Source organism: Arthrobacter sp. 05L428, assembly GCF_056397665.1.
Genome location: NZ_JBFTNW010000003.1, coordinates 242238 through 262628, shown reverse-complemented (window position 1 = coordinate 262628; position 20391 = coordinate 242238). Strand labels below are relative to the sequence as shown.

Sequence of the window (20391 nt, the reverse complement as noted above, 5' to 3'; positions counted from 1 at the left end):
ACCACACTCTCAAGACGCCGCACCGCCTCAGGAAACTCCACCCGCTCCACCGACCCAGGCAACAACACCCCAGCCAACCGAGCACCAACCACACCCACCAACTCAACCCGAACACCCGCAGCAAACCCACGCAACAACGACAAATCCATTACGGCGTCACCTTGGTTCCATTAGAGATTTCGGCCGTCAGGGCTCGGCGAACAGCATCCACAAAATCCTCGATATCAGCCGTCGTCTCGATGAGCTGGATGTCCGTGTCCAACTCAAGGGAGCCGAAGGGCACGATCTTGACGGTCTTTTTGGGCTCGGGATCGCCGTTCGGATCGGTTGGCGATCCCGTGGGCCGCTCCTTTGGGTTTTGAGCCAGTATTTGGAACAACGCGGGCTTCACGTCATCCTGGAAAGCGCTCGCTTTGCCTTTCAATGTGACGATCTGCTTCTCCGCCGCGATGCCGGCGTCGAACTTTTGAACGCGTGTACGCACTGCGGCCTGAGCGTCGTCCGTTGCCTTCAGGAAGTGATCACCGCCGGTAATCGCCGAAGCAGCCTTTCCGACTGCTTCCTTGGCATCTGATCGTGCTGCATTTACGGCCCCTTCCAGCACCTCACGGAGTTGCTGGAGTTGGGTGTTTAGGGCAGGTATCTTTCCACCGCGGAAAATCGTCGGATCATCCAAGAGCTTCTCGATGGCCTCGGGCAGCTCCGAGTCAATTTGCGTCAGGTTTGACTGCTCGCCCCTTAGCAAGGCGGCGGCGTCGTCGTAAATTTTCTTCTGCTGTCCGTTGAGGAAGCTTTCGATAGGGTCAATGAGATCGGACTTGAAGTCTTGCAGCTCGTCCACGTGAGTCCGGAACGATGTGAGGTACCAATCGTCAGACTGTCCGCACACCTTGGCCAGCGCCTCCGTGGCGTTCGAGAGGGATCCCATGAACGGGTAGTTGAACTTGGCGCGGTCCGACGTAAGTTTGTCGTGCAGGGACTGCAAACGGGCTTTGGTGGCCGCGGCCAATTCCACGGGGTCAGCAGTCGGCTGCGGCTCGAGAAAGAAATCCTTATAGAAATCCGCCAGGGCGCGGACGTCCGCTGACCGGTAAGCAACAGGAACGGTCAGAACCAGGACGGGGAAACGGGCAGTGTTCTTCAGATCTGATCCCGCCTCTGTGCGGGCCAACTTCACGCCGTCACGGCTCACAGCAACCTTGCCGAGGCCGATCAACTTTGCAAGCTGCACCTGAATTGCAACGGTCGACCACCCGTACGGCTTCTGCACGAAGTGTTCGTCGATCGATTTTACTGTGACTTTGGCAGCTTGGGCATTCTGCAGCGTGACCCAGTTAAGGATTTCTTGTTCGCCTGCCGACACCATTTGGGCAGCGTCGCTCTCGAGTGCGCCGTCGAGGACTCTGAGGTTCTTCTGAATCTGGTCTTCGGTGAATTTCGCGCTGCCCAGCATCGAGAGCATCGGGTATGTCCGGGCAATGAGATCCTGGAATGCCAAGTCAATCCGCGCGGCAGGGTCTTCTGAAGTCACGGCGATCTCCGAGGCGTTGGCCACCATTGTCGCTTTCGCAACCAGGTTCCGAAGTCGGCCGACCACTTCCTTTCGCCTCTCCGCGAGCTGCCGCCCCTTGACTTCCAGAATGTGCCGCACAGCGTCGGATTGTTGGCTTGAGCTTTTCAATTTGAGGTACTTCTCAGTCCGGAGATACAGCCGCACATCTGCCATGAGCCTGCCGTCGTCGGCGATGACTACGCGAAGCTCATCCTTGCCGGAACTGTGGGCCTTCAGGGTCTCGAGCGAATCAGCGTACTCGTATTCCGGGCTGATGAAGTGAAGCGTCAGCTCCTTCTGCTGGCCATAGGGGCTGTCGTCAAGTCGTACCCCGAACGGGAAATCCTGGCCGTTGGAGACGTAACGCACCTTCGATGACTTCAGGATGTCGCCGGTGAGGAACGCCGCGAAATCGGATCCGAACTTGTTTGAGTCCAGCTCAACCGACTTAATCTCCTGCTCAATGTCCTTCTCGTCGCTCGTCAGGTACTCGTACGTGGAGCCATTGAGCTGGACGTACGTTTGCTGCTCCAACAGGTTCAGTGCGTCCTTCACCTTGGTGGAAAAATCGACCATATTCAGACCGAACCGGTTGTACATCAGAATAGTGAGATTTCGCGGCGTTGCTTTGAAATCCGGTACGTACTTCACCAGGAAGAGCGCCTTGAGAACCTGAACCGCAAACTGGTTCTGCTGACTGACGTGATCCTCAGCAGTAATGATGGCGCCCTGGAGCTGCGATTTTAGGGAATGTCGAATTCCCTCGAACATCCGGTCAAATGTCGCGAGTTCGCCGACCGGGGTGTCTTGGAGCTGCTGGATGACGTCCTGGAAGACCCCAAGCATTGACCGGGCTCCGACGGCCAGATTGTTTCCCTCGAACGCGTTGTGGGCAGACAGCCCCTTGAGTGCATCCTGGAACAGCGTGTACTGGTATGTAATGAATGGGTAGCTGGACGTGAAATGTTCTTCGTCCTGGAAGATGCGGTACTTCCGCGAACCGTCTGCAAAATCGAATAGCGTCTTAAAGTTGTTGGCTTCTGCCGCGTAGATTTCGCCTAGCTGGATTGATCCGGTAGCGGTCTTCTCCAGCAAGCGCTTCTGGATGACTTCTTCCACATCCGCGCTTGTGAGCTTGACCCGATTCTTGAAGCGCGCCTGGATTTTGGAAAAGTCGTTGCCCTGCTTGCTGGTCCTGTCGCCAATAACCGCGTCGACGTCCTCTTGCGAAGTGACCAGTACCCATGCCCGGCCATTGCATCTAGTGGCGAGCGTCTCCGCGACAGTCTGGAGATTCAGCATGAGCTTCGTGTTGTCCGCAATGAACTGCCCGACCTCGTCGACGAAGAAGTTGAGCCGGTAGTCTCCGTCCTGGCTATCCAGCCACTCCCTAACGTCGTTCGCAAAGTCTTCGATGGAGACGCTGTACTCGGAACGGTACTTAGATAGTATCTGCGTGGGCGCTGTTTCGTCCTGGCCCGTTACACGCGCGTGCGCCTTGGCGATGTTGCCTTCTTGGAGGATGCCGAGGGTGCGCCCCTCTTCCCACGTTTTGGACGAAATCTCTTGGTAGACGCCCTTGAAACTGCCGAAAATGCCCTCTTTGACGAGGTCCCTCTCGAACTTTGCCACGTGACCCAGCTGCCCGTAGAAGCCGCAGGACTCATTGAAGACTTTCACGAAGACGCTAAGCAGCGCGTCCGGCTGGTCCTTGCTCTGCAAGGTCGCCTTCTGGTCGATGTTGAAGAGAATGCTCTTCGCCGGGATCTGCCGGGACTTTTCTATCGCCGCACGGAGAATGCCATTGCCGGCGGTCTTCTGGATGAAACTCTCGACTACCTGGTCCCTCGAGACCTTTTGCCCGTCGACGTCGCCGAGTAGGTGAGCCAGCATCTTAAGCATGTGGGACTTACCGGATCCGAAGAATCCCGAAACCCAGGCGCCGTTCGCGCCGGCGTAGTTGTTGTAGGCGTCCAGGAGGGATTCCATCCGCTGGCTGGCCTCGTTAGTGAGCACGTACTCACTAACTTCTGTGCCAATCTGGGACTCGTCGTCGGCTTTGACGACGCCCTCAATCGTTCGCGAAACATCTTTCGCAAAGATGTCATGAAGCTTCATGGTTCCCCCTAGTTAACGTGATAGTCGAAGATGTTGAACGCGCGGTAGTACTGGTCATCGGTGAGCTGCCCGAAGAGCACCAGCGAGGACCCCTGCGACGCTGACTGGCGATACTCCCCCGGGAAGAACATCAGCATCGGTTTGTCTTTCGAGATGCTTAAGAGATTGTTGAGCACCGTGTGCGACCGGATGTAAGGAAACACTTCGCCAATCCCGGTGAGGAAGAAGATGTCGTGCGGCGCTTTGAGTTTCTCCCTTACGCGCGGAGCGAGCTCGTGCGCTGGATCGAAGATCTGCTGGAACAACTCTCGAAATTCGTCCTTGGAGTGCTGGGGTTCCGCCTCCAGAACGCTGTCCCATAGCTCTCGCTCTTGGAGGACCTCGATTGTGAGGTCGTAGAGATTGATCTCCAGGACTTCGATGCCGTCGACTTTAAGACGGCTCTGAAGTCGTTTCTGAACCTTCTCCATCGCGAGAGCCTCAGCTGGCGCGAAGGGACAGATAAAGAATGGAACTTCGTTCCCGGGGACCTTGTTGTCAAGGAAGCGCCGGCTCGTGAGCGCCTTGAGGAGGTGCTCTTCGCGCTTAGCGAGGGGCATATCTGAGACCTTCTTATGCATGCATCAAACTTTCAATCTCGAAGTCCGTGACGGGGAAGACCAGAAACGATCCCGGGCCGCGCTTGCGTAAGGCATCCGCTACGCGTTCTCCTATCACTTGAGGAAGGATATGGCTTGCTTCTGACACTATCTGCGCTTCGCGGAGCATTCGGAATAAGTTCTGGCGAAGTTTGTTCTTCGTGGAAGGCTTCAGTTCCTCCAGCTCACCGTGCCAGAACGACTTCTTGACGAAGAACGTATCCAGAGCTCCGGGACCCAGCTCGTTGCTCATGGATAGGTATCTTTCCCTGACTTCTTCTTCTGCGAAATCAGCGACGAAGGGGTACTGGAGGCAGATCGCCAGCCAAACGAGCTGCTGGCGTTCGGGGGCATTACCGCCGACCACGATCTCCAGCTCGGCGTCAGTCAGCATGCTGGCACGGTCCATCGCTTCGCGGCTGATGCGCGCGACGGCGGACGCGGTGCGCTTCTGGATGAGGTTGTTCGCTCTCACCGACGCTCTGGCCTCTCGCCAGTCACCGAGGCGCAGATACTCCGCAGCGAGGACGCGGCACTCGCTCGCCAAGAGTCCGCCAGTGGTGAAGGACAGCTTGTAACGTGTCTCGTCGCTCAATCCGACGGTCCACCTTCGGCCGCGCCGCCGGCAATAACCCACGTATCAACGTCGCTGAGCTTGAACTTCCATAGCCTTCCGACGCGATGGGCCGGCATATCCCGCTTTGCGAGCCAGGCGTACACGGTGTCCTTGCTGACGCCTAGGTGCTCCGCCACATCATCCACCGATGACCAGGGCTCAGCCATGGTGACATGACTTGGGTGTTTGCGGCATAGGCCCGATCTTATCGGACGACGTCGGGTTCCATGGCAGTTGGGCCCTTACCGAGGCCTCGGTGTCTCTCCGGATCCGACGAGTCAACGACGCTTTCCCGTCCCTTGTGATGTCCCGAGTCTCACGCGCCGCCAAGCCCGGTCTGTCTCAAGATCTTCGCGAGGGGAATCGCTGAGCAGTGACCAACGGTCCTCGCTCCTGTTCGCGGCATTTGAAAGTTTCCCGTTACTGCCTACTTTCGGGATCGGCAGAACGGCAGGTCGCTCTTTCGCACGCTTTTCCACGGACCCTCCAGGAGACTCGACCCGACGAGCCGCGATTACGGCGCTGCCCTTCGTGTTCGTTGGGCTGGAGCCATGTGACATTCCCGCACGTTTCGACCCCGTCTTGCTGACAGACACAACTGGTCGCCCGACCCCGCCGCAAAAATCGCCGTTTCGATCAGCGTGTTTGGTCCCGAGTCCGCCAGGCGATACTTGCGCCAGCAACTTACGGCAGACCGCACATTGCCCCTTCGTGCCCTTCGGCCGCGCAGATTTCGCCACGCTTCCTCCTGATGTCGCCGGTTCCTTTGGTTCAACCTACAACCCTGTCTGATCTCCGGACGTGTTCAACCCGGGAATGTCGGAGGAGTCTGCTTTAATTTGTTCGATTAGTCACAGGGGGAAGCATGACCGCGCAGTTGCAGGACACCGACAGGAACGCGTTTGAGGCTGAGAAGGCCCTCGAGCAGGACGTCTTCGACGGAACGAAGTTGGTTTATGACAAGTATCTCGAGGATGCCGCGAAAGCCGTTGTTAGCGGAAACACCCACGAGCGATCCGCTCAGCGCGCGGCGCTGCAGAATCGCAAGCGTCTAGAGCCATCCGAAGCAGTTGCCACGGCGCGCATGGACCTGGACGACGGCGACACCATCTATCTCGGCAGTGTTGCCATTCGCGACCACGACTACGAGCTGTTGGTCTGTCCCTGGCAGTCAGAAATCGGAAATACCTTTTACGAGGCGACTCCCGAAGAACCCCACGGGGTAGCCCGTAAAAGGGTCTTTACCACCACGTATAACCGGATTGACTCGTTCACCGACCAGATATTTCAAGAGCTCTCGGATGACCTCGCGGCGGAGACTTTCGTAGGTCTGGACCCTCTCCTGGAGGATCTTGCTCGCGACCGGGGTGAGTTCATGGCCGACATCGTTCGCACTATCACCGCCGACCAAAATAGGATCATCCGCGCGCCCAAAGATCAGCTGCTGGTTATCCAAGGCGGCCCGGGAACTGGTAAGACCGCGGTGGCTCTTCATCGCGTTTCATGGATCCTGTTCACCTTCGCCGAGGAACTGCAGCCCAAGGACGTCCTGGTCGTCGGCCCCAACCCGACTTTCACCAAGTACATCAGGCGCGTCCTGCCGACCCTCGGCGACGTTGACGTGGTGCAGCAATCTCTCGGGCAACTGTTGGCGGGCGACTTGACCCCAAGAGGTCAAGAGAGCAGCGAGATCGCTCGCAAGAAGGGCTCGGCCAAGATGGAATCCATAGTCACCAGGGGGCTCAACGACCGTGAGCGCATCCCTGTAAGTGGACTCGCTGTGAAACGCACGGACTCCAAGACCAGAACGCTGCAGATCACAAGTTCCGAAGTCAGAGACGCGCTGGTCAATTTGCCTGCCGACACATACAGTCGGCGCCGGGCTCAGTTCAAGGCTGCACTACAAACACTAATCTTGTCGAGGAATTTCGCCGGCCGTCTTAATCCCCTGTCTCTCATCGACCAAGTGTCGTTCGAAGAGCAAGTGGACAGAGTCATGCCCCGATCCCCACATCAGTTTGTCAGGGACCTCTACGGGTCCAAGGACAGGCTAGTTCGCGCGGGTGCCACCAAGGCGGAAGCGGAGCTCCTTTTCCGACGCCCCGCTGGGAGGATGAGCGAGGAACCGTGGACAATGGCAGACCTCGGCGTTATTGATTGTGCGTCCGCTGCTATTAACGGCACGTCCTACCGATACGGTCACATAGTCGTCGACGAAGCCCAGGACCTGTCATATATGCAGCTCCGTGCGATTCGCCGCCGAAGCCAGAATGGCTCGATGACTGTTGTTGGTGATATTGCGCAGGCAACCTCGGCATACGCCCGGAAAGACTGGAATCAGGTCCTGACCACGCTTGGCGAGGAACACAGTTTCACGGAAGCTGAGCTGACCGTAGGCTATCGGGTACCGGCGCCGGCCTTGGCTGTAGCCGCCAAGGTCCTCGAGACCGCGGCGCCCGGATTGACCGCGCCCACTGCGTTTCCTAGGACGGTTGAAGAAGAGCCTCGGTGGCACGTCGCCGCGGAGACCGAATTGATGGACTCGGTTGTTGCGGCGGTTAAGGCGCATAGTTCACGAGGTCTCTTCGTAGGCGTGATTGTTCCTCCAACTCAAATGAGCTCGGTTCAAGGTGCCTTCCGGACGGCCGGCATGAAGTTCAGCGAATCAGCCGACGGCGGCCTGTCGCAGGGGATCAACCTTGTCTCGCCGGAGGAATCAAAAGGCCTGGAATTCGATGCTGTCGTGGTCGTAGAGCCGAAAGCCATCCTCGACATGGCGCAGGGCGCCAAGCTCTTGTATATCGCCCTCACACGCACTGTCCACCACCTTGACGTAGTCCTTCGATCCAACCGAATTCCTGCAATGCTCGAGGAATTCATTCCAAATAGTGTTACTCAAGACTCGGACGTCGTTGTCGAAGAAGCGGACATCAAACAGCAAGACGGGGACGAAGGCGACCCGCCCATCCAGGCAATGGAAACCATCAACGACGGCGGCAGTACCGCCTCTGACGAAGTAGAAGATAGCACCCCCGCGGACGATACCCTACATGTCAGCGGCTTAGACGACGCGCCGGATGTCTCGCGCCCCATCTCCGGGGGGGAACTAAAACCCATGCTCGAGCGCATCGCGCAAGGCATAGCCACGGACTTTTTCGACGTCCTTCGCGAGATGAGCCCGAGTGTGCAGCATCGAGTCGTGGACCTTCTCTGGGACAAGATGGAGGAGGAAGGTCCAGCCGCCTAGTTTGTCTGGGTATTTGGCAGGTGGGGCCCAATATAGCCGACGACGATCTTTCCGCACGTGGCTGTGGCGTCGATGTAGTGCAATCGTGGTGACACCATGCCGTGTTTTGCGATCCTGAAGTGGGCGCCCATAAATGCTTTTCCACTCGCTTCAACCTCTACTGGCACGGGTAGAGTTCGCGGACCCGAAAAGCTTGGATTTTGCTTCACGGTTTCGCTTTCATCACGTGCGTGACGCCCGGGAGGATATGTGCGTCCCCCGGGTGGCGGGCACTCCAGATATGTATGCACTCCTCCAACGTCCATGCCTTCCGCCTTAAGTCGCGCATAGTCGTTCAAAGCCGCCAAGATGCTCCAAGTCATCACGCACCACTGGCCCACCGCGTCGTGATTGTCGAGGGCAGCCGTCGTGTCCTTGTTTCCCGTGTACACCACGAAGGGAAGTTCCGTAAAGGATTCGACCAGGCTGTTGAAGTTCTCGGGAATGGCCAGCTCAACCGCTGCAGCGTCTTCCAGTTCGGTCCAGTCGACGTCAGCGCCGGAGCTGGCTAGCATTGCCCGAAGCTTCAACTCGGCGTCTTGAGCTCCGCGGGCGGTAGCCGTCTGCGCCTCCAGCAATTCCCAGGTTTCCCACGCGTCGAGCTCAAGGTCGTCTATGAGGTGGCGCAGCCTGTCTTGTTCAACCATCGCGGCATCCAATGCCGCCGATGACTGGTCAATTTTGGCGAGGAGCCGTGTATTCATCTTTTCGGCATCACGTCCGGCTTCCAAAAGTCCACGGACTACCTCGACGGAAACCGCCGATGGCGCGCTTCCCGTAAATTCCTCCACAAGTGCCCTGAGGGCAAGGTATATTTCGGCTTGTTCCCCAACCGTGGCTTCGGGTACCAGAGGCTCTGCAGGTCGCTCCAGTTCAGACGGAACTGCGGTCTGCTGGTCCTGCGCCGACTGCGATTCAGAGTGGCTGGTGACTGTGCCATCGTTGGGCGACGGCGAGGATTTTGGCGCCACGATTTCTGGAGCCGTCGCAGCGGCCTTCACCGTAGACGAGGGCGAGAGTTCCATGAGGAGCTCTGCTTCTTCCAAACGGCGGTCTAGGAGACGAACCCCGTCGTCCAACAGTGCTGCTTGGGTAACTTCGCGGGCCCTGTAGCTCAACGTCTTGCGAAGTCGGCCGACATTCTGCGTCGCAATGGACTCGGAGGTCAGAAATCTATGGCGGGCCGCGTCCTGCGGATCAAGGATGTCAAGCTCTGGAAGATAGGTTCTGAGCATGCCGGGCCGGACACCGAAACTCTCTCCCACACGTTGGTTGAAGACCGTTGTGGCGACAGGGTCCAGCACGTAGCCGGATGCCTGGCCGATGGTCTGCTTAAGGAGATCTCCGACGAACTCTTTCCAGGCCTTCATCGGTAATCCCGCGCTGCTGCCAGCGATGAAGGAGAGGGTTCGACGTCCGGGGCGCCCTAGCAGCCGGATCAGCTCATCCACCTGCTGTGGACGAATTATCACCGGACGCTTCGTGAGCCTAACGCCACGATCAGAGCACGAGTAATGTTCGATGAGCGAGCTGACGAGCCTCGGCGCGCCCGCCCAATTCGGCCCTTCGACATCCATCCAGAACCACGGTCGTCCGTCCGAAGGCTGCCTCACGGTGAGCGTGGAGACCCAGTTGCCGGCCGGACTCTCTTCCGTGAGGATCAGCCGCTGAGTCCCCACAAATTCTGCCGACTCCGGAGCAATCCATTTAACTCGCGCGTTTGCTGAGACCGTCACTTCGCTGTTGGGTACGAGTGCTTCAACGTCGAGATTCTTGTCGCGCAACCACTCCACAGTCTTGTCGATAACGCCTTGGACCACATTATCTTCAGGTTGCGGATTGATAGTTAGCAGAGTCCGATAGCTCAGCACGCAGGTTCCCCTTTCGGGCATAGATGAAGTGAAATCATACTTGTCGCCATCGACGGCAGTAGTCCTCCCACGCCCTATTGCTGACCGCGGAATAGATAGGTTGCTCCGCGTAGCCTGAACCCGTGCAACAATCTAGTATTCAATTTCCGATGATGGACTATTTTGGGGGCCGGACGTGCCAGAAGATGCATACGGACACTGGGATTCTGGGACTTATTCAGGCTCGTCTCCGGAAAATGCACCGGCCACCAACATCCAGCTCGGAGCTCTGACGGATGTTTTGCGCAAGATGGGGATCTTCAGCGATGAGGACAAACTAAGGACAGTCTCCCAGCTCGTCGGACGCGAAGTAACGGTCTTGCGCGGACTGCGTCGCGATGAAGCGAACGACCTTCTGAAGCTCCTAAGAGTGGCTCCCGACGGCAGAGAGACAGCCTTGGCCTCGCAGTCTTGAGCTCGACACTCGACCGCTGTACCCGATTCTCCACTGTCGAAGGCAGAATCCATGCTGATTAAGCCCTTGTTGCTCCCCCGAGACCTCCATGTCTTGGACTGCCCTGTAACTCACGTCCGCAGGTCGGAGGTCCACCTCCTCACCGCCAAACGTAACGCTTGGAACAGCACGACGATCAATCAGTACAAAACCAGCTCCGCCATCTTCACCAATGCGATCTCCGCACGCAAAGCGGCTGAGCGACAAAGGAAGCCCGGCACCTATTTCGAGATTGATGAAATTCCGTCGCTCATATTCGACATAGCACAGCGCAGCCTTGTCGTCTGCCAGCTCAATACCTCTCCTCTGTTCAGGTCCTGGAACATACCCAGGGTGATGATCGCCCGTGACTACCCAATTGCGGGAATTGAGGTCTTCAACATGTTTGCTGGCGGCAACTACAGGGAGTCAATTTCAGGTTGGCGAGCTATGGAGGGGGAGCCCCACGTTATCCTCGGAATCGTGGAAGGAGATGCGCTGGCCAGTTCAGCAGGCCGCGGGCAGCTTCAGCTAGAACGCTCCTCCGTGGAATCAGGCGGTTGGATGTCGTTTCGTGTCGTGCGAAAGACGCGTGCCAATCCATCGCATATAGAACGCGTCATCGGCGAACTCGGCCACCTGACTCAGCAACAACTTCGTGTCCACGAAATCGCAGACAGATTTCATGTTACGAGTGCGAATGTCCTCGCCATGTTGCAGATAATTGGAGCTCCGGCGAAGGGTCCACGCAGCTGGGTTGACGTTGCCGCCATCGACCAGATACGGCCGCTCATTCGGAAACTACTGCGCTACCGGGTCGCACAGCCATAATTGACTTCCTGATTTGAGCCAAGCCCGCCAGGCACCCTATGCCTCCCTGAATCGCGCATAAGCAGCTTCTAGGAGCGATCTGCTGGGACGCTCAGCACGCTTCGATGGGACACTCATGAGCGGTTGCCTGTGCCGCTCTTGGAGACCATACTTCAGCATCGGACCGTCAACCTCGGCCAGAATGTCGGTCCGTATTTCTACTACGAGGTCGGGCCGGACTCCTAAGATTCGCGAATCAAACGCCGCATGATGAATTTTGCACATTGCCATGCCATTGACCACCGTCGGAACACCGTCGTCCTGCGCGTCCGGGATGATGTGGGCGGCATCCAGCAGTACCTTATGCCTGAGGTTACAGATAGCGCAGCGCGTTCCATATGCGTTGATGACCGTTGACCGAAATAGGCGCTGGTGAAGCCGGGTGCGGGCAATCCGAGTCCCATAGCGTTTTATGGCGTCGACCTCCATCGGAGAGTCCAGATTCGCGTCGCCCCCCAGAAATGCCCGCTGTGGGTCAATGTCCACGACAAACTGCTGCTTGTCCACCTCCTCGTCCACCAAGAACACCGGGAATACCGGCTGAAACAAACCAGGCGCGACTCCGAAAAACCAGATCAGCGGGAGTCCCGCGTCCATGGCCGTGCGCAACGCCCGGTTGTCGGAAGCGTCGGCATCATCCCCCTGCCACTTGTAGCGCAGCATTCCGTCCGACCCGACTTCGTCCTCGTAGGGCCTTTCCTGCCCGGGGCGTCGAAAAGTTGTAGAAATCGACAGTGCTGCATCCAGCTGGCGAGGCTTCCAGATCCCCCGCTGCCTACTTTTCAACGGCAGCCTGGCACCTTCGAATTCAAAATCTTCCAGATCGAGATAGCCGATGGAATCCTGACCATCATTGGTGCGGACTGCTAACCAAGCCTGCGCTGCCCGTCGGAGGCGGGAATCCAGCGAGTGGGAAGGAGCATCCAAATAACGGAGAACGTCAGACTTGGGCACCTTGAATGCGCCGCGAGCACCGCTGCCCGTGTCTACGTAGACGTTTGGAAATACTCCCCGCTGCACATAGTCGGCCGCAGTGCTCTGATGACGGCCAATCATGACTGCAACTTCCGTTGTGCTCAGGTGGGGCCCTGCGCTCACGGGAGCTTCAGGAAAGTCACGTTTCATGTCGCCAGGATAGCCGGGATGCGCAGATGAGGGCGTAGCAGCGACTTATGTCGGGTCTCAGTTTCCCAACATATGTGACGAGTGTTTGCCAGCAAACCAACGCCCCGTTTCGCGGGATTTTCGAAATTCACCGATGTATCCAAGCGGGGCTGACGTCACATCCACGCGCCAAGAGCGCCCATCAGAACGGTCGGGGAGACCATCCCCACATAAATGCAACGACTCGTACCATCCGTAAGCGTCTGGCAGGAGAAGGTGGGCACGCGGCACGGAGTTAGCATCGTGGCCCCCTGCGAGCCGAATCGGCTGCGGACCAGGTCCCAGCAGTAGCCTCCGCAAATGCTCGTTAAGGTGCAGTGAATCTGAACCACCGGACGACATTGCTGACCACCTACGACGACTACCAACAGCTTCAGTAATCGCTGAACTGCGGAGCAAAATTTGCGACGGGTCGTAAGCCTCATCACCCGTGCGTCGGCGATCGAGGACACTCGTTACCACCATATTCGCAGCCTCGGGCACATTCCTGTTGAGTATCAGTGCCGCCACATCAGCTCCGTAAAGTCGTTTCAGCCCGGAGAGTATGCCACCATCTCCAGGCATTCCGGAGTTTACCCAGCGGGCTACGCCCAGGGTCGGATTCGACCAAGCCAAGTGGCCCAGCACGATCGCGCACAGTGAAAACCAGTATGTTATGAAATCCGGCATACGGCCCGAACCCGCCGGATCTTTCGGCGGCAGCCAATCTTTTTCTGGAGATCTCAGAGCGTTCAAAACCAACGAGAGATCGTATTCAGAGTTGCCGAGGCCACTATGCCAACCCGAATTAAAGTCGTTCGATTGCCATCCGAAGTCACTCAGTTCCCGCACTTCGTGCACCGAATCGACAAGCTCACACAACCGTCCCAAGAGAAGCTTCACTAGGTTAAGGTCGGCCGGCCTCATGTTGGCAGGTTCGGCTAATAACGAACTAGTTGTGATGCCCAGCAGGCACTGACTAGCCGATGCAACGTTGGCGGCAGGCTTGTCCGGCTCGCGATTGGGCATGATTCCGGGCCCTGGCGGAAAATCACTGGAGGACTTCAGACCCAACACGTCATACAAGAAATGCGACAACCTACCGCGGAGAACTTTTGTAAAGACACTAGGACGTCCGTCGACCGACTTTACTGACGCAACGGAAGCGAGCTCTGCGATCCCCCGGAGCCGGGCAATGTCCTTTGGCTCCAAGAGCGCAATCTTCACGGCAATCTCAGTCTCAATTTCTCGACTCGACATCATTCCCTATTGTTCGTGGTGCTACCGATTTAATGAGCTTACGTAGCGTCTGCGCACCTCACGGGAGGCGCGCTAATCTGCACCCCGCACCCACAACCGCGACGGCCTCCCCCGGGTCCCATCGGACATCTGCCCCGTCCCCTGCAGCTTCGGCTCCATGAACCGCCGGAACGTGTCGCGCATCAGGGCCGAGCCCGCTACCGTCTCATGCAGCTCGCGCAGCTCCTTCAGCGTGAAGGGCTCGGCCAGCAGCTCCCCCGGGTCCGGCGCTTCCGCGTAGGCGGCCCGCAGCCAGTCCACCGCCTTAGCCACAATGTCTGCGTGGCCGTAGGGCAGCCCGGCGATCAGCTCCGGTTCCCCTGTCACGGAGGCCAGCCGGACGCCGTCGGACGCTACGGCCTCCTCCAGGGCCGCGAGGGGCACCACGTCCACGTGCGCCACGGACAGCACCCAGCCGCGGTCGTCGCGCGCCGGGTCGTCGAAGACCTGGAGCTGGCGCGGCACGCGTCCGGAGATCCCGGCCTTCTCCCGCAGGCAGCGCAGCACCGCGTCAGCCAAAGTCTCCCGCTCCCGCAGGAAGGTGCCGGGAAGCGCCCACTTTCCGTGTTGGTGATCCTCCGCACGCCGCACCAGCAGCACGCAGACGGAACCGTCCGCCACCGTCAGCACCGCCGTGTCCACCGCCACCGAGGGGCGCGGGTAGTCGAGCAGGGACGTTCCGGGGCCGTTCTGGGAATCCTTCACACCATCATTTATCGCAGTCTTGCGCTAAAGATGCAAGCCGTTCATACTGGAGTCAATTAGCGCAGAAATGATCTAAATCAACCGGAGGTTCCCCATGCAAGTCCCACAGCTCCACGTCGGCGCCGGCAGCCGGCTCGGCCCGCTCAGCATCTTCCCCGTCTGGACACCGGGCGCCGGCAGCCTCGGCATCAGCACCGGCACACACGCCGACGTCGCCGTGACCGAGCTCGCCAGCGGCCCCCAGGTCGCCCGGCTCACCGTCACCAACAACGGCCCGCACCCGGCCCTGCTGCTGGAAGGTGAGCTGCTCGAGGGCGGCCAGCAGCACCGGACCTGCGCCCGCGACGTCGTCCTGGGCCCCGGCGAAACCCGCGACATCGACACGTTCTGCGTCGAGGCCGGCCGCTGGGAAGCCGGCCAGACCAGCCACCGCCGGCAGGCACGGCGCGCACCGCTGAACGTCTGGTCCGAGCTGGCCAACGGTGTCGACGGCCGCCGCGGCGGCGACCAGCAGGGGCGGATCTGGGAGCGGGTCAGCCGCTTCGACGCGGCCCGCGGCGCCTCGGTGACCAGCTCCCTGCTGGACCACATGGACCTGTTCAAGGACAACGCGCACAACCGCTTCGACGCCGCCGACGCCCCCGCACCGCTGGAGGGCCAGCGCGGCGTCGTGATCGGTCTGGGCACGCAGCCGCTGCTCCTCGAAGTCTTCGGCACCGGCACGCTGTTCCGCCGGCACTACCGCCAGCTGATCGACTCCGCGCTGCTGGACCTCGAGCTCCTCTCACCCCAGGTGCTGGCCTCCGGTCCGATGCCGGGCCAGCGGGCCCGCGACTTCGCCGCCCACGTCCAGTCCATGGACTTCGGCGCTTTCGACGGCGGCGCCGCGGCGGTCGAGGTCCGCAGCCACGGCGCACTCCGGAGCCGCAACGTCTCCCGCTCCGCCGGCCCGGTGTCCGCCGCGGGCATCGCCGTCGAACTTCCCACCCGCCGCCCCCAGCTGGCCCACCTGACCGGCTGGAACACCCACCACCCCCTGATGGAGCTGGCATGAAACTGACCCCCTTGCAGAATGACCGCGCGGCCGGAGTCCTCGTCGCCCTGGCCGCCGGCGATGCCCTCGGTGCCGGCTACGAGTTCGGCGCGCCGTTGCCGGACGGCGCCGAGGTCACCATGAAGGGCGGCGGACCGTTCGGGTTCGCGCCGGCCGAATGGACCGACGACACCTCCATGGCCGTCCCGATCGCCCAGGCGTTGCTGGAGGCAGCGTCCGACGGCGGGGGCTCCTCCCCCGCGGCTCTCACCATGATCGTCCGGGCCTGGACGGCCTGGGCCACCGAGGCCAAGGATGTCGGCGCGCAGACCAGCGCCGTGATCGCCGCCGCCCGCCGGCTCGCTATCGCTGCGGGCAGACGCGACGTCGATGCTGCCGATTTCAGTGCCGCCGCCGCGGACTTCCATGCCCGCACCGGCCGCAGCGCCGGCAACGGCTCGCTGATGCGCACCGCGCCGCTGGCTCTGGCGTACCTGGACCGGGATCCGGCGTCGTTGATGGCGGCGGCGGGGACTCTCAGCGCGCTGACCCATGCCGACCCCGATGCGCAGGAGGCCTGCGGGCTCTGGTGTGTGGCCATCCGGGGGGCAGTGCTGACCGGGCGGCTCAATGTGCGGGCCGGTCTGCCGCTGCTGTCCGCCGAGCGGGCCGCAGTGTGGCTGGAGCGGATCGAGGTGGCCGAGCGGTCCCGTCCGCGGGACTTCACCCGCAACGGCTGGGTGGTCGAGGCGTTCCAGGGCGCCTGGAGCGCCATCCACTTCGCGGGCCTGACCGCCTCGGGCCCGGCCCACCTGCGGGCGGCGCTGGAGGAAGCGGTGCGCGGCGGCCGGGACACCGACACCGTCGCCGCCATCGCGGGCGGACTGTTGGGGGCCGCCTTCGGCTACACGGCGGTGCCGTTCGAATGGCGGCGGCGCCTGCATGGCTGGCCCGGTCTCCGGGCGCGCGATCTCATGATGCTCGGCATGGAGCTGGGACGGGGCGAGGGCCGCCGGCCCGCAGCCTGGCCCCGCGCCGGGCACCAGGACTACAGCATGTGGGGCCGCACCGACGCCTTGGTCCAGCACCCGCACGACGACGGCGTCTGGCTGGGCGGCGTCGGCTCCCTTTCACGGGTGGCCGAGTTGGGGATCGACGCAGTGGTGTCGCTGTGCCGGCTGGGGACTTGTGATCTGACCGGCGTGCCGGCGGAGTATCACGCCACGTTCTGGGTGGTCGACTCCCCTGCCGAGGAGGACAACGCGCACGCCGCGTTCGTACTGCGCGACGCAGCGGCCGCCGTCGAGCGGTTCCGCGCCGAAGGCAAGACGGTGTTGCTGCACTGCGTCCGGGCCGAATCCCGGACACCGAACGTGGCGGCGCTGTATGGGGCCAAGGTCGCGGGGATCACCCCGTTGGAGGCGCTTGAGGATGTGCGGCGGGTGCTGCCCGGGGCTAGTCCCAATAGGTTGTTCTTGGGGTTGCTGAGGAATGATCAAACTACGCTAAGCTGCGTAATTCATACAACTCCGTTGATCAGAGTTGAGGAACTAGACGCGCCGGGGCCAAAGCCCGTTTTGCACTCACGGGGAAATTGAAAGCGGCCGATGCCCGGTCAAACGACCCTGCGGCGCTAGGCTCTGCTAAACACTCACATCGACCTTAGGAAAACAACTTTGGCCAAGAAATGTCCTGACTGCACGCGCTGTAACGCATCGCTTCTCTCAAAGACGGGGCACGGCGCAGCAACATTCGTGGCGGCCACGTCCGGCCTCCGCCTTATGGCAAAGCTAAGTCCAATCAAGCCACGGAAATGCGGACGATGCGGGCACACCGGCGGCGCACACAAGTAAGCCGAGAAACACAGTCTGGGCGCCCGCAACAGAATCAGTAATAGGAGGGGCCGTTGACATTTCCCACGGAAACGTCAACGGCCCTTTTGCCTCTCCATCGGTTTAATCAAGCCATCTGGCCAACCGTTGGAAGTGCTACTGGATGAGGTTCTTTGCGCGGGCTTCCTTGAGCCAGTCCGGGAATTCCGTCAGCATCTTCTTGAACAGGTCCGCGTCGCTGATGGCGTCGACATCGCCAATGGGCTCGTAGTTGGCGTTGTCCATAAATCGATCCGTGAGCGTATCCAGCTTCTCCAAGAAGACCATCGACTCCCGGCCGATGGAGAGGAACTTCCAGAAGATGGGGGCCGTCGAGACTTCAGTCAAAGCACGGACCGCCTTCGACTGGTTGTCCGGGGCGCCGTCAGTCAAGAACAAGACGTACACAGGAATATCTGCGGGCGTCTTCGACGCCTCTACCGCCGGGGCGATTGCAGCGGGATGTGCCTTTCCAAATCCGAAAAAGCCCCTCTTTTGCCGGGGAACCGACACAGCGCCCCCTGTCGGCGCGAAACCAAAGTGGTTTCGAATCGTCAGGAACGCGTCTGCGTAATTCGTGCTGCCCATGCTCCGGCCCTTGGTTAGACGATCCACAGACCCAGCGAAGTCATCGATACTGATCTCGCCCAAATATGCCGCCGTGGAATCGAAGACAAAGAAGTCGATAGCTCCGTCGTCGTCGAACTGGGTTGCCAAGGCCAGCGACTTTTCTACCAAGCGCTGCATGGCCCCCGAGCGGTAGACCCTGCCCATGGAGCCCGAGAAGTCCAGGGCGAGGGCGACCTTGGCCTTCTGCCCATTCAGGCCCGAGTGATCGACAGCCTGCACTGCCGTTTTGGCCAATGAAAGCAGACCGGGGGCCTGCTCGCTGATCTTGTCGAGGGAAAGTGCCATGTTCGAGTCCTTTTGTTGGTGAGTATTGCCTAAATTGCGGATGACGCGGTCGGCCCCTCTCCGGGGGCGTTGTCCATCGATGACGTCGAACTGCGAGCAGCCGAGCCGGAGCAGTGCCATCCCGTCAAGCAGCTGGCGCGCTGCTCTGCACACGATGCACCGCGACGGCCTCTGGTTAGTGACCGTTTAGTCGGCTATGCACGGCGACAAGGGACGCCGCCTCATCCGCCGCGCGCGCATAACGGATAAGGGCTCGGACACGCCCATAGAGACCGAAAACGATCGCACCCCAGAATACAAAGTAGGAGCCTCCTGATTTCGATGCGGAGGCGAGAGTGCCAATCGTAACGACTAGTCCAGCAACGCAAATCGCCCCATTGATCAGGGCTGAATTTCGTGCTTTCCGTCGAATTCATGGCGGCAACTTCCTGCACCGCCACGCTGAATTCGGTCATCTTGTCCCCCACAAGTTCTTTCACGGTCCCACTCTGCAGTGCTCTTTCGACAAGATAGCGTACGGGCAACCTTCTGGTGGCGCACTCGACTTGAAAATTTTTGCTTCGGGCGCCGACTCATCACCTCTGCAGGCACCGCCCGGCATACTTTGGATAACCGCGCAGGCACCCGGGCGGCGTCGAAATCCATCTGTGCCGGCGGGCACGAAGCCGGCTGGGACACGCACCATCACAATCAGGCAACGCCCTCCCGTCTCAGGACAAAGAGTCTGTGCGTGGTTATATGCTGTTGCCACGAAGTCTTGGGGGATAACTTCCGGGACGTTTTCTGCCGTCCTGCCGGCGTTGCCCGGCTAGGACCCTTCGTTCCAGGAGTTGTTCCAGCGTGTTCCTCAAGACATTCGGGTGGTCATTTGCCGTCACCGCCATCGCGTTGGTGGTCGCCTTTCTCTACGGCGGACCCCAAGCACTGATCCTTTGCCTCATACTGGGCATCCTTGAAATCAGCCTCAGCTTCGACAACGCCGTCGTCAACGCACGAATCCTTGAGCGGATGAACCCGTTCTGGCAGAAAATGTTCCTCAGCGTGGGCATCATCATCGCCGTCTTCGGGATGCGAATCCTCTTCCCACTGCTGATCGTGGGCGTCACCGCCAACCTGAACCCGGTCGAAGCCGTCAGCCTCGCCATGGAGAAGGGCGATCCGCACACCCCGGGCACTTACGGATACCTGCTCCACGAAGCCCACCCGCAGATTGCGGCCTTCGGCGGAATGTTCCTACTGATGCTGTTCCTGGACTTCATCCTGGCCCACCGCGATATCAAGTGGATCAAGTTCCTCGAGATCCCGCTCGCCCGGCTGGGCAAGCTCGAAGGCGCATCCTTGATCATCGGCATGGTGGCGCTGGCCATCGCCGGCGCTGTCTCCGGTGAGAAGCAGGGCATCGTCCTGCTCGCCGGCCTGCTCGGCATGATCACGTACTTCCTGGTGAACGGCCTTGGCAATCTGTTCGACGTCGACGAAGACGGCGACGTCGACGCGGCGGACGCCGATCTCGTCGTCCACTCAGGCCCCTCCGGTGCAGCCCAGGTGGCCGGCAAGGCCGCCCTGATGCTCTTCCTCTACCTGGAAGTCATCGACGCCTCCTTCTCCTTCGACGGTGTCATCGGAGCCTTCGCCATCACCTCCGACCCCATCATCATTGCCCTCGGACTGGGGTTCATTGGCGCCATGTTCGTCCGCTCCCTCACTGTCTTCCTGGTTCGCCAGGGAACGCTGGACGAATTCGAGTACCTGGACCACGGCGCACACTGGGCCATCGGTGCCCTGGCAGTCATCCTGCTAGTCACGATCGTCGTGCCCGTCAACGAAATCGTTACGGGTCTCATCGGCGTCGTATTTATCGGGGCCGCATTTATCGGCTCGGTGCGACGCAACAAGAGGGCCCTCGCCGCCGAGCAGGCCCAATCCCTCGAGCCCGCGAACAACTAGAGCCCCGGGCACCACAGCCGAAAAGTACAGTCACCACTAGGAAAGCGAGTAATTC

General features: G+C 60.2%; 14 protein-coding genes. 5 read left to right on the top strand and 9 right to left on the bottom strand.

What is annotated here, in order from left to right; genetic code table 11:
• Positions 1-148: 148 nt before the first annotated feature.
• From brxC to AC1DH3_RS09805, 4 genes are read right to left on the bottom strand one after another with little or no spacing between them, the layout of a single operon-like run.
• On the bottom strand, positions 149-3670 hold the full coding sequence (brxC, locus tag AC1DH3_RS09820; RefSeq protein WP_476909196.1) for a BREX system P-loop protein BrxC: 3522 nt from the start codon (positions 3668-3670) through the stop codon (positions 149-151).
• An 8-nt stretch (positions 3671-3678) separates the two neighbouring features.
• On the bottom strand, positions 3679-4290 hold the full coding sequence (locus tag AC1DH3_RS09815; protein ID WP_476909195.1) for a DUF1788 domain-containing protein: 612 nt from the start codon (positions 4288-4290) through the stop codon (positions 3679-3681).
• Positions 4283-4903, bottom strand: a complete 621-nt coding sequence (locus AC1DH3_RS09810) for a DUF1819 family protein (protein ID WP_476909194.1) — start codon at positions 4901-4903, stop codon at positions 4283-4285. Before AC1DH3_RS09810 ends, AC1DH3_RS09815 begins: the two co-directional genes overlap by 8 nt.
• Positions 4900-5091, bottom strand: coding sequence for a helix-turn-helix domain-containing protein (locus AC1DH3_RS09805; RefSeq protein ID WP_476909193.1), 192 nt, complete (start codon positions 5089-5091; stop codon positions 4900-4902). Before AC1DH3_RS09805 ends, AC1DH3_RS09810 begins: the two co-directional genes overlap by 4 nt.
• A gap of 698 nt (positions 5092-5789) precedes the next feature.
• On the opposite strand from AC1DH3_RS09805, the gene AC1DH3_RS09800 reads away from it, so the two are divergent.
• Complete coding sequence (locus AC1DH3_RS09800; RefSeq protein ID WP_476909192.1) at positions 5790-8171, top strand: HelD family protein; 2382 nt, start codon at positions 5790-5792, stop codon at positions 8169-8171.
• On the opposite strand, the gene AC1DH3_RS09795 is transcribed toward AC1DH3_RS09800, so the two are convergent.
• Complete coding sequence (locus AC1DH3_RS09795) at positions 8168-10081, bottom strand: hypothetical protein (RefSeq protein WP_476909191.1); 1914 nt, start codon at positions 10079-10081, stop codon at positions 8168-8170. The two genes, AC1DH3_RS09800 and AC1DH3_RS09795, sit on opposite strands and share 4 nt — an antisense overlap.
• Positions 10082-10586: 505 nt before the next feature.
• Between AC1DH3_RS09795 and AC1DH3_RS09790 the strand changes: the two genes are divergently transcribed.
• A complete protein-coding gene (locus AC1DH3_RS09790; protein WP_476909190.1) occupies positions 10587-11384 on the top strand; it encodes a hypothetical protein in 798 nt (265 codons plus the stop codon).
• A gap of 36 nt (positions 11385-11420) precedes the next feature.
• On the opposite strand, the gene AC1DH3_RS09785 is transcribed toward AC1DH3_RS09790, so the two are convergent.
• The 3 genes from AC1DH3_RS09785 to AC1DH3_RS09775 form a co-directional block, all read right to left on the bottom strand.
• Complete coding sequence (locus AC1DH3_RS09785) at positions 11421-12548, bottom strand: HNH endonuclease (protein ID WP_476909189.1); 1128 nt, start codon at positions 12546-12548, stop codon at positions 11421-11423.
• Between the two features lie 57 nt (positions 12549-12605).
• Positions 12606-13595 (bottom strand): hypothetical protein, encoded by a 990-nt coding sequence (locus tag AC1DH3_RS09780; RefSeq protein WP_476909188.1) that lies wholly within the window; start codon positions 13593-13595, stop codon positions 12606-12608.
• A gap of 303 nt (positions 13596-13898) precedes the next feature.
• Complete coding sequence (locus AC1DH3_RS09775) at positions 13899-14570, bottom strand: NUDIX hydrolase (protein WP_476909187.1); 672 nt, start codon at positions 14568-14570, stop codon at positions 13899-13901.
• Between the two features lie 94 nt (positions 14571-14664).
• On the opposite strand from AC1DH3_RS09775, the gene AC1DH3_RS09770 reads away from it, so the two are divergent.
• Positions 14665-15624: an ARPP-1 family domain-containing protein gene (locus AC1DH3_RS09770; RefSeq protein ID WP_476909186.1), complete on the top strand. Its 960-nt coding sequence runs from the start codon at positions 14665-14667 to the stop codon at positions 15622-15624.
• Positions 15621-17201, top strand: a complete 1581-nt coding sequence (locus tag AC1DH3_RS09765) for an ADP-ribosylglycohydrolase family protein (protein WP_476909185.1) — start codon at positions 15621-15623, stop codon at positions 17199-17201. Before AC1DH3_RS09770 ends, AC1DH3_RS09765 begins: the two co-directional genes overlap by 4 nt.
• Positions 17202-17591: 390 nt before the next feature.
• Here the strand turns inward: AC1DH3_RS09765 and AC1DH3_RS09760 are convergent, their stop codons facing one another.
• Positions 17592-18389 carry a VWA domain-containing protein gene (locus AC1DH3_RS09760; RefSeq protein ID WP_476909184.1) on the bottom strand — a complete coding sequence of 266 codons (798 nt, stop codon included), beginning with the start codon at positions 18387-18389 and terminating at the stop codon, positions 17592-17594.
• Positions 18390-19229: 840 nt separating this feature from the next.
• On the opposite strand from AC1DH3_RS09760, the gene AC1DH3_RS09755 reads away from it, so the two are divergent.
• Positions 19230-20336 (top strand): DUF475 domain-containing protein, encoded by a 1107-nt coding sequence (locus AC1DH3_RS09755; RefSeq protein ID WP_476909183.1) that lies wholly within the window; start codon positions 19230-19232, stop codon positions 20334-20336.
• Positions 20337-20391: the final 55 nt, after the last annotated feature.

Excerpts from the sequence above, each read along its gene's own strand:
- brxC (WP_476909196.1), bottom strand. The coding sequence starts at position 3,670 with ATGAAGCTTCATGACATCTTTGCGAAAGATGTTTCGCGAACGATTGAG.
- AC1DH3_RS09815 (WP_476909195.1), bottom strand. The coding sequence starts at position 4,290 with ATGCATAAGAAGGTCTCAGATATGCCCCTCGCTAAGCGCGAAGAGCAC.
- AC1DH3_RS09805 (WP_476909193.1), bottom strand. The coding sequence starts at position 5,091 with ATGGCTGAGCCCTGGTCATCGGTGGATGATGTGGCGGAGCACCTAGGC.
- AC1DH3_RS09800 (WP_476909192.1), top strand. The coding sequence starts at position 5,790 with ATGACCGCGCAGTTGCAGGACACCGACAGGAACGCGTTTGAGGCTGAG.
- AC1DH3_RS09790 (WP_476909190.1), top strand. The coding sequence starts at position 10,587 with ATGCTGATTAAGCCCTTGTTGCTCCCCCGAGACCTCCATGTCTTGGAC.
- AC1DH3_RS09785 (WP_476909189.1), bottom strand. The coding sequence starts at position 12,548 with ATGAAACGTGACTTTCCTGAAGCTCCCGTGAGCGCAGGGCCCCACCTG.
- AC1DH3_RS09780 (WP_476909188.1), bottom strand. The coding sequence starts at position 13,595 with ATGCCCAATCGCGAGCCGGACAAGCCTGCCGCCAACGTTGCATCGGCT.
- AC1DH3_RS09770 (WP_476909186.1), top strand. The coding sequence starts at position 14,665 with ATGCAAGTCCCACAGCTCCACGTCGGCGCCGGCAGCCGGCTCGGCCCG.
- AC1DH3_RS09765 (WP_476909185.1), top strand. The coding sequence starts at position 15,621 with ATGAAACTGACCCCCTTGCAGAATGACCGCGCGGCCGGAGTCCTCGTC.
- AC1DH3_RS09760 (WP_476909184.1), bottom strand. The coding sequence starts at position 18,389 with ATGGCACTTTCCCTCGACAAGATCAGCGAGCAGGCCCCCGGTCTGCTT.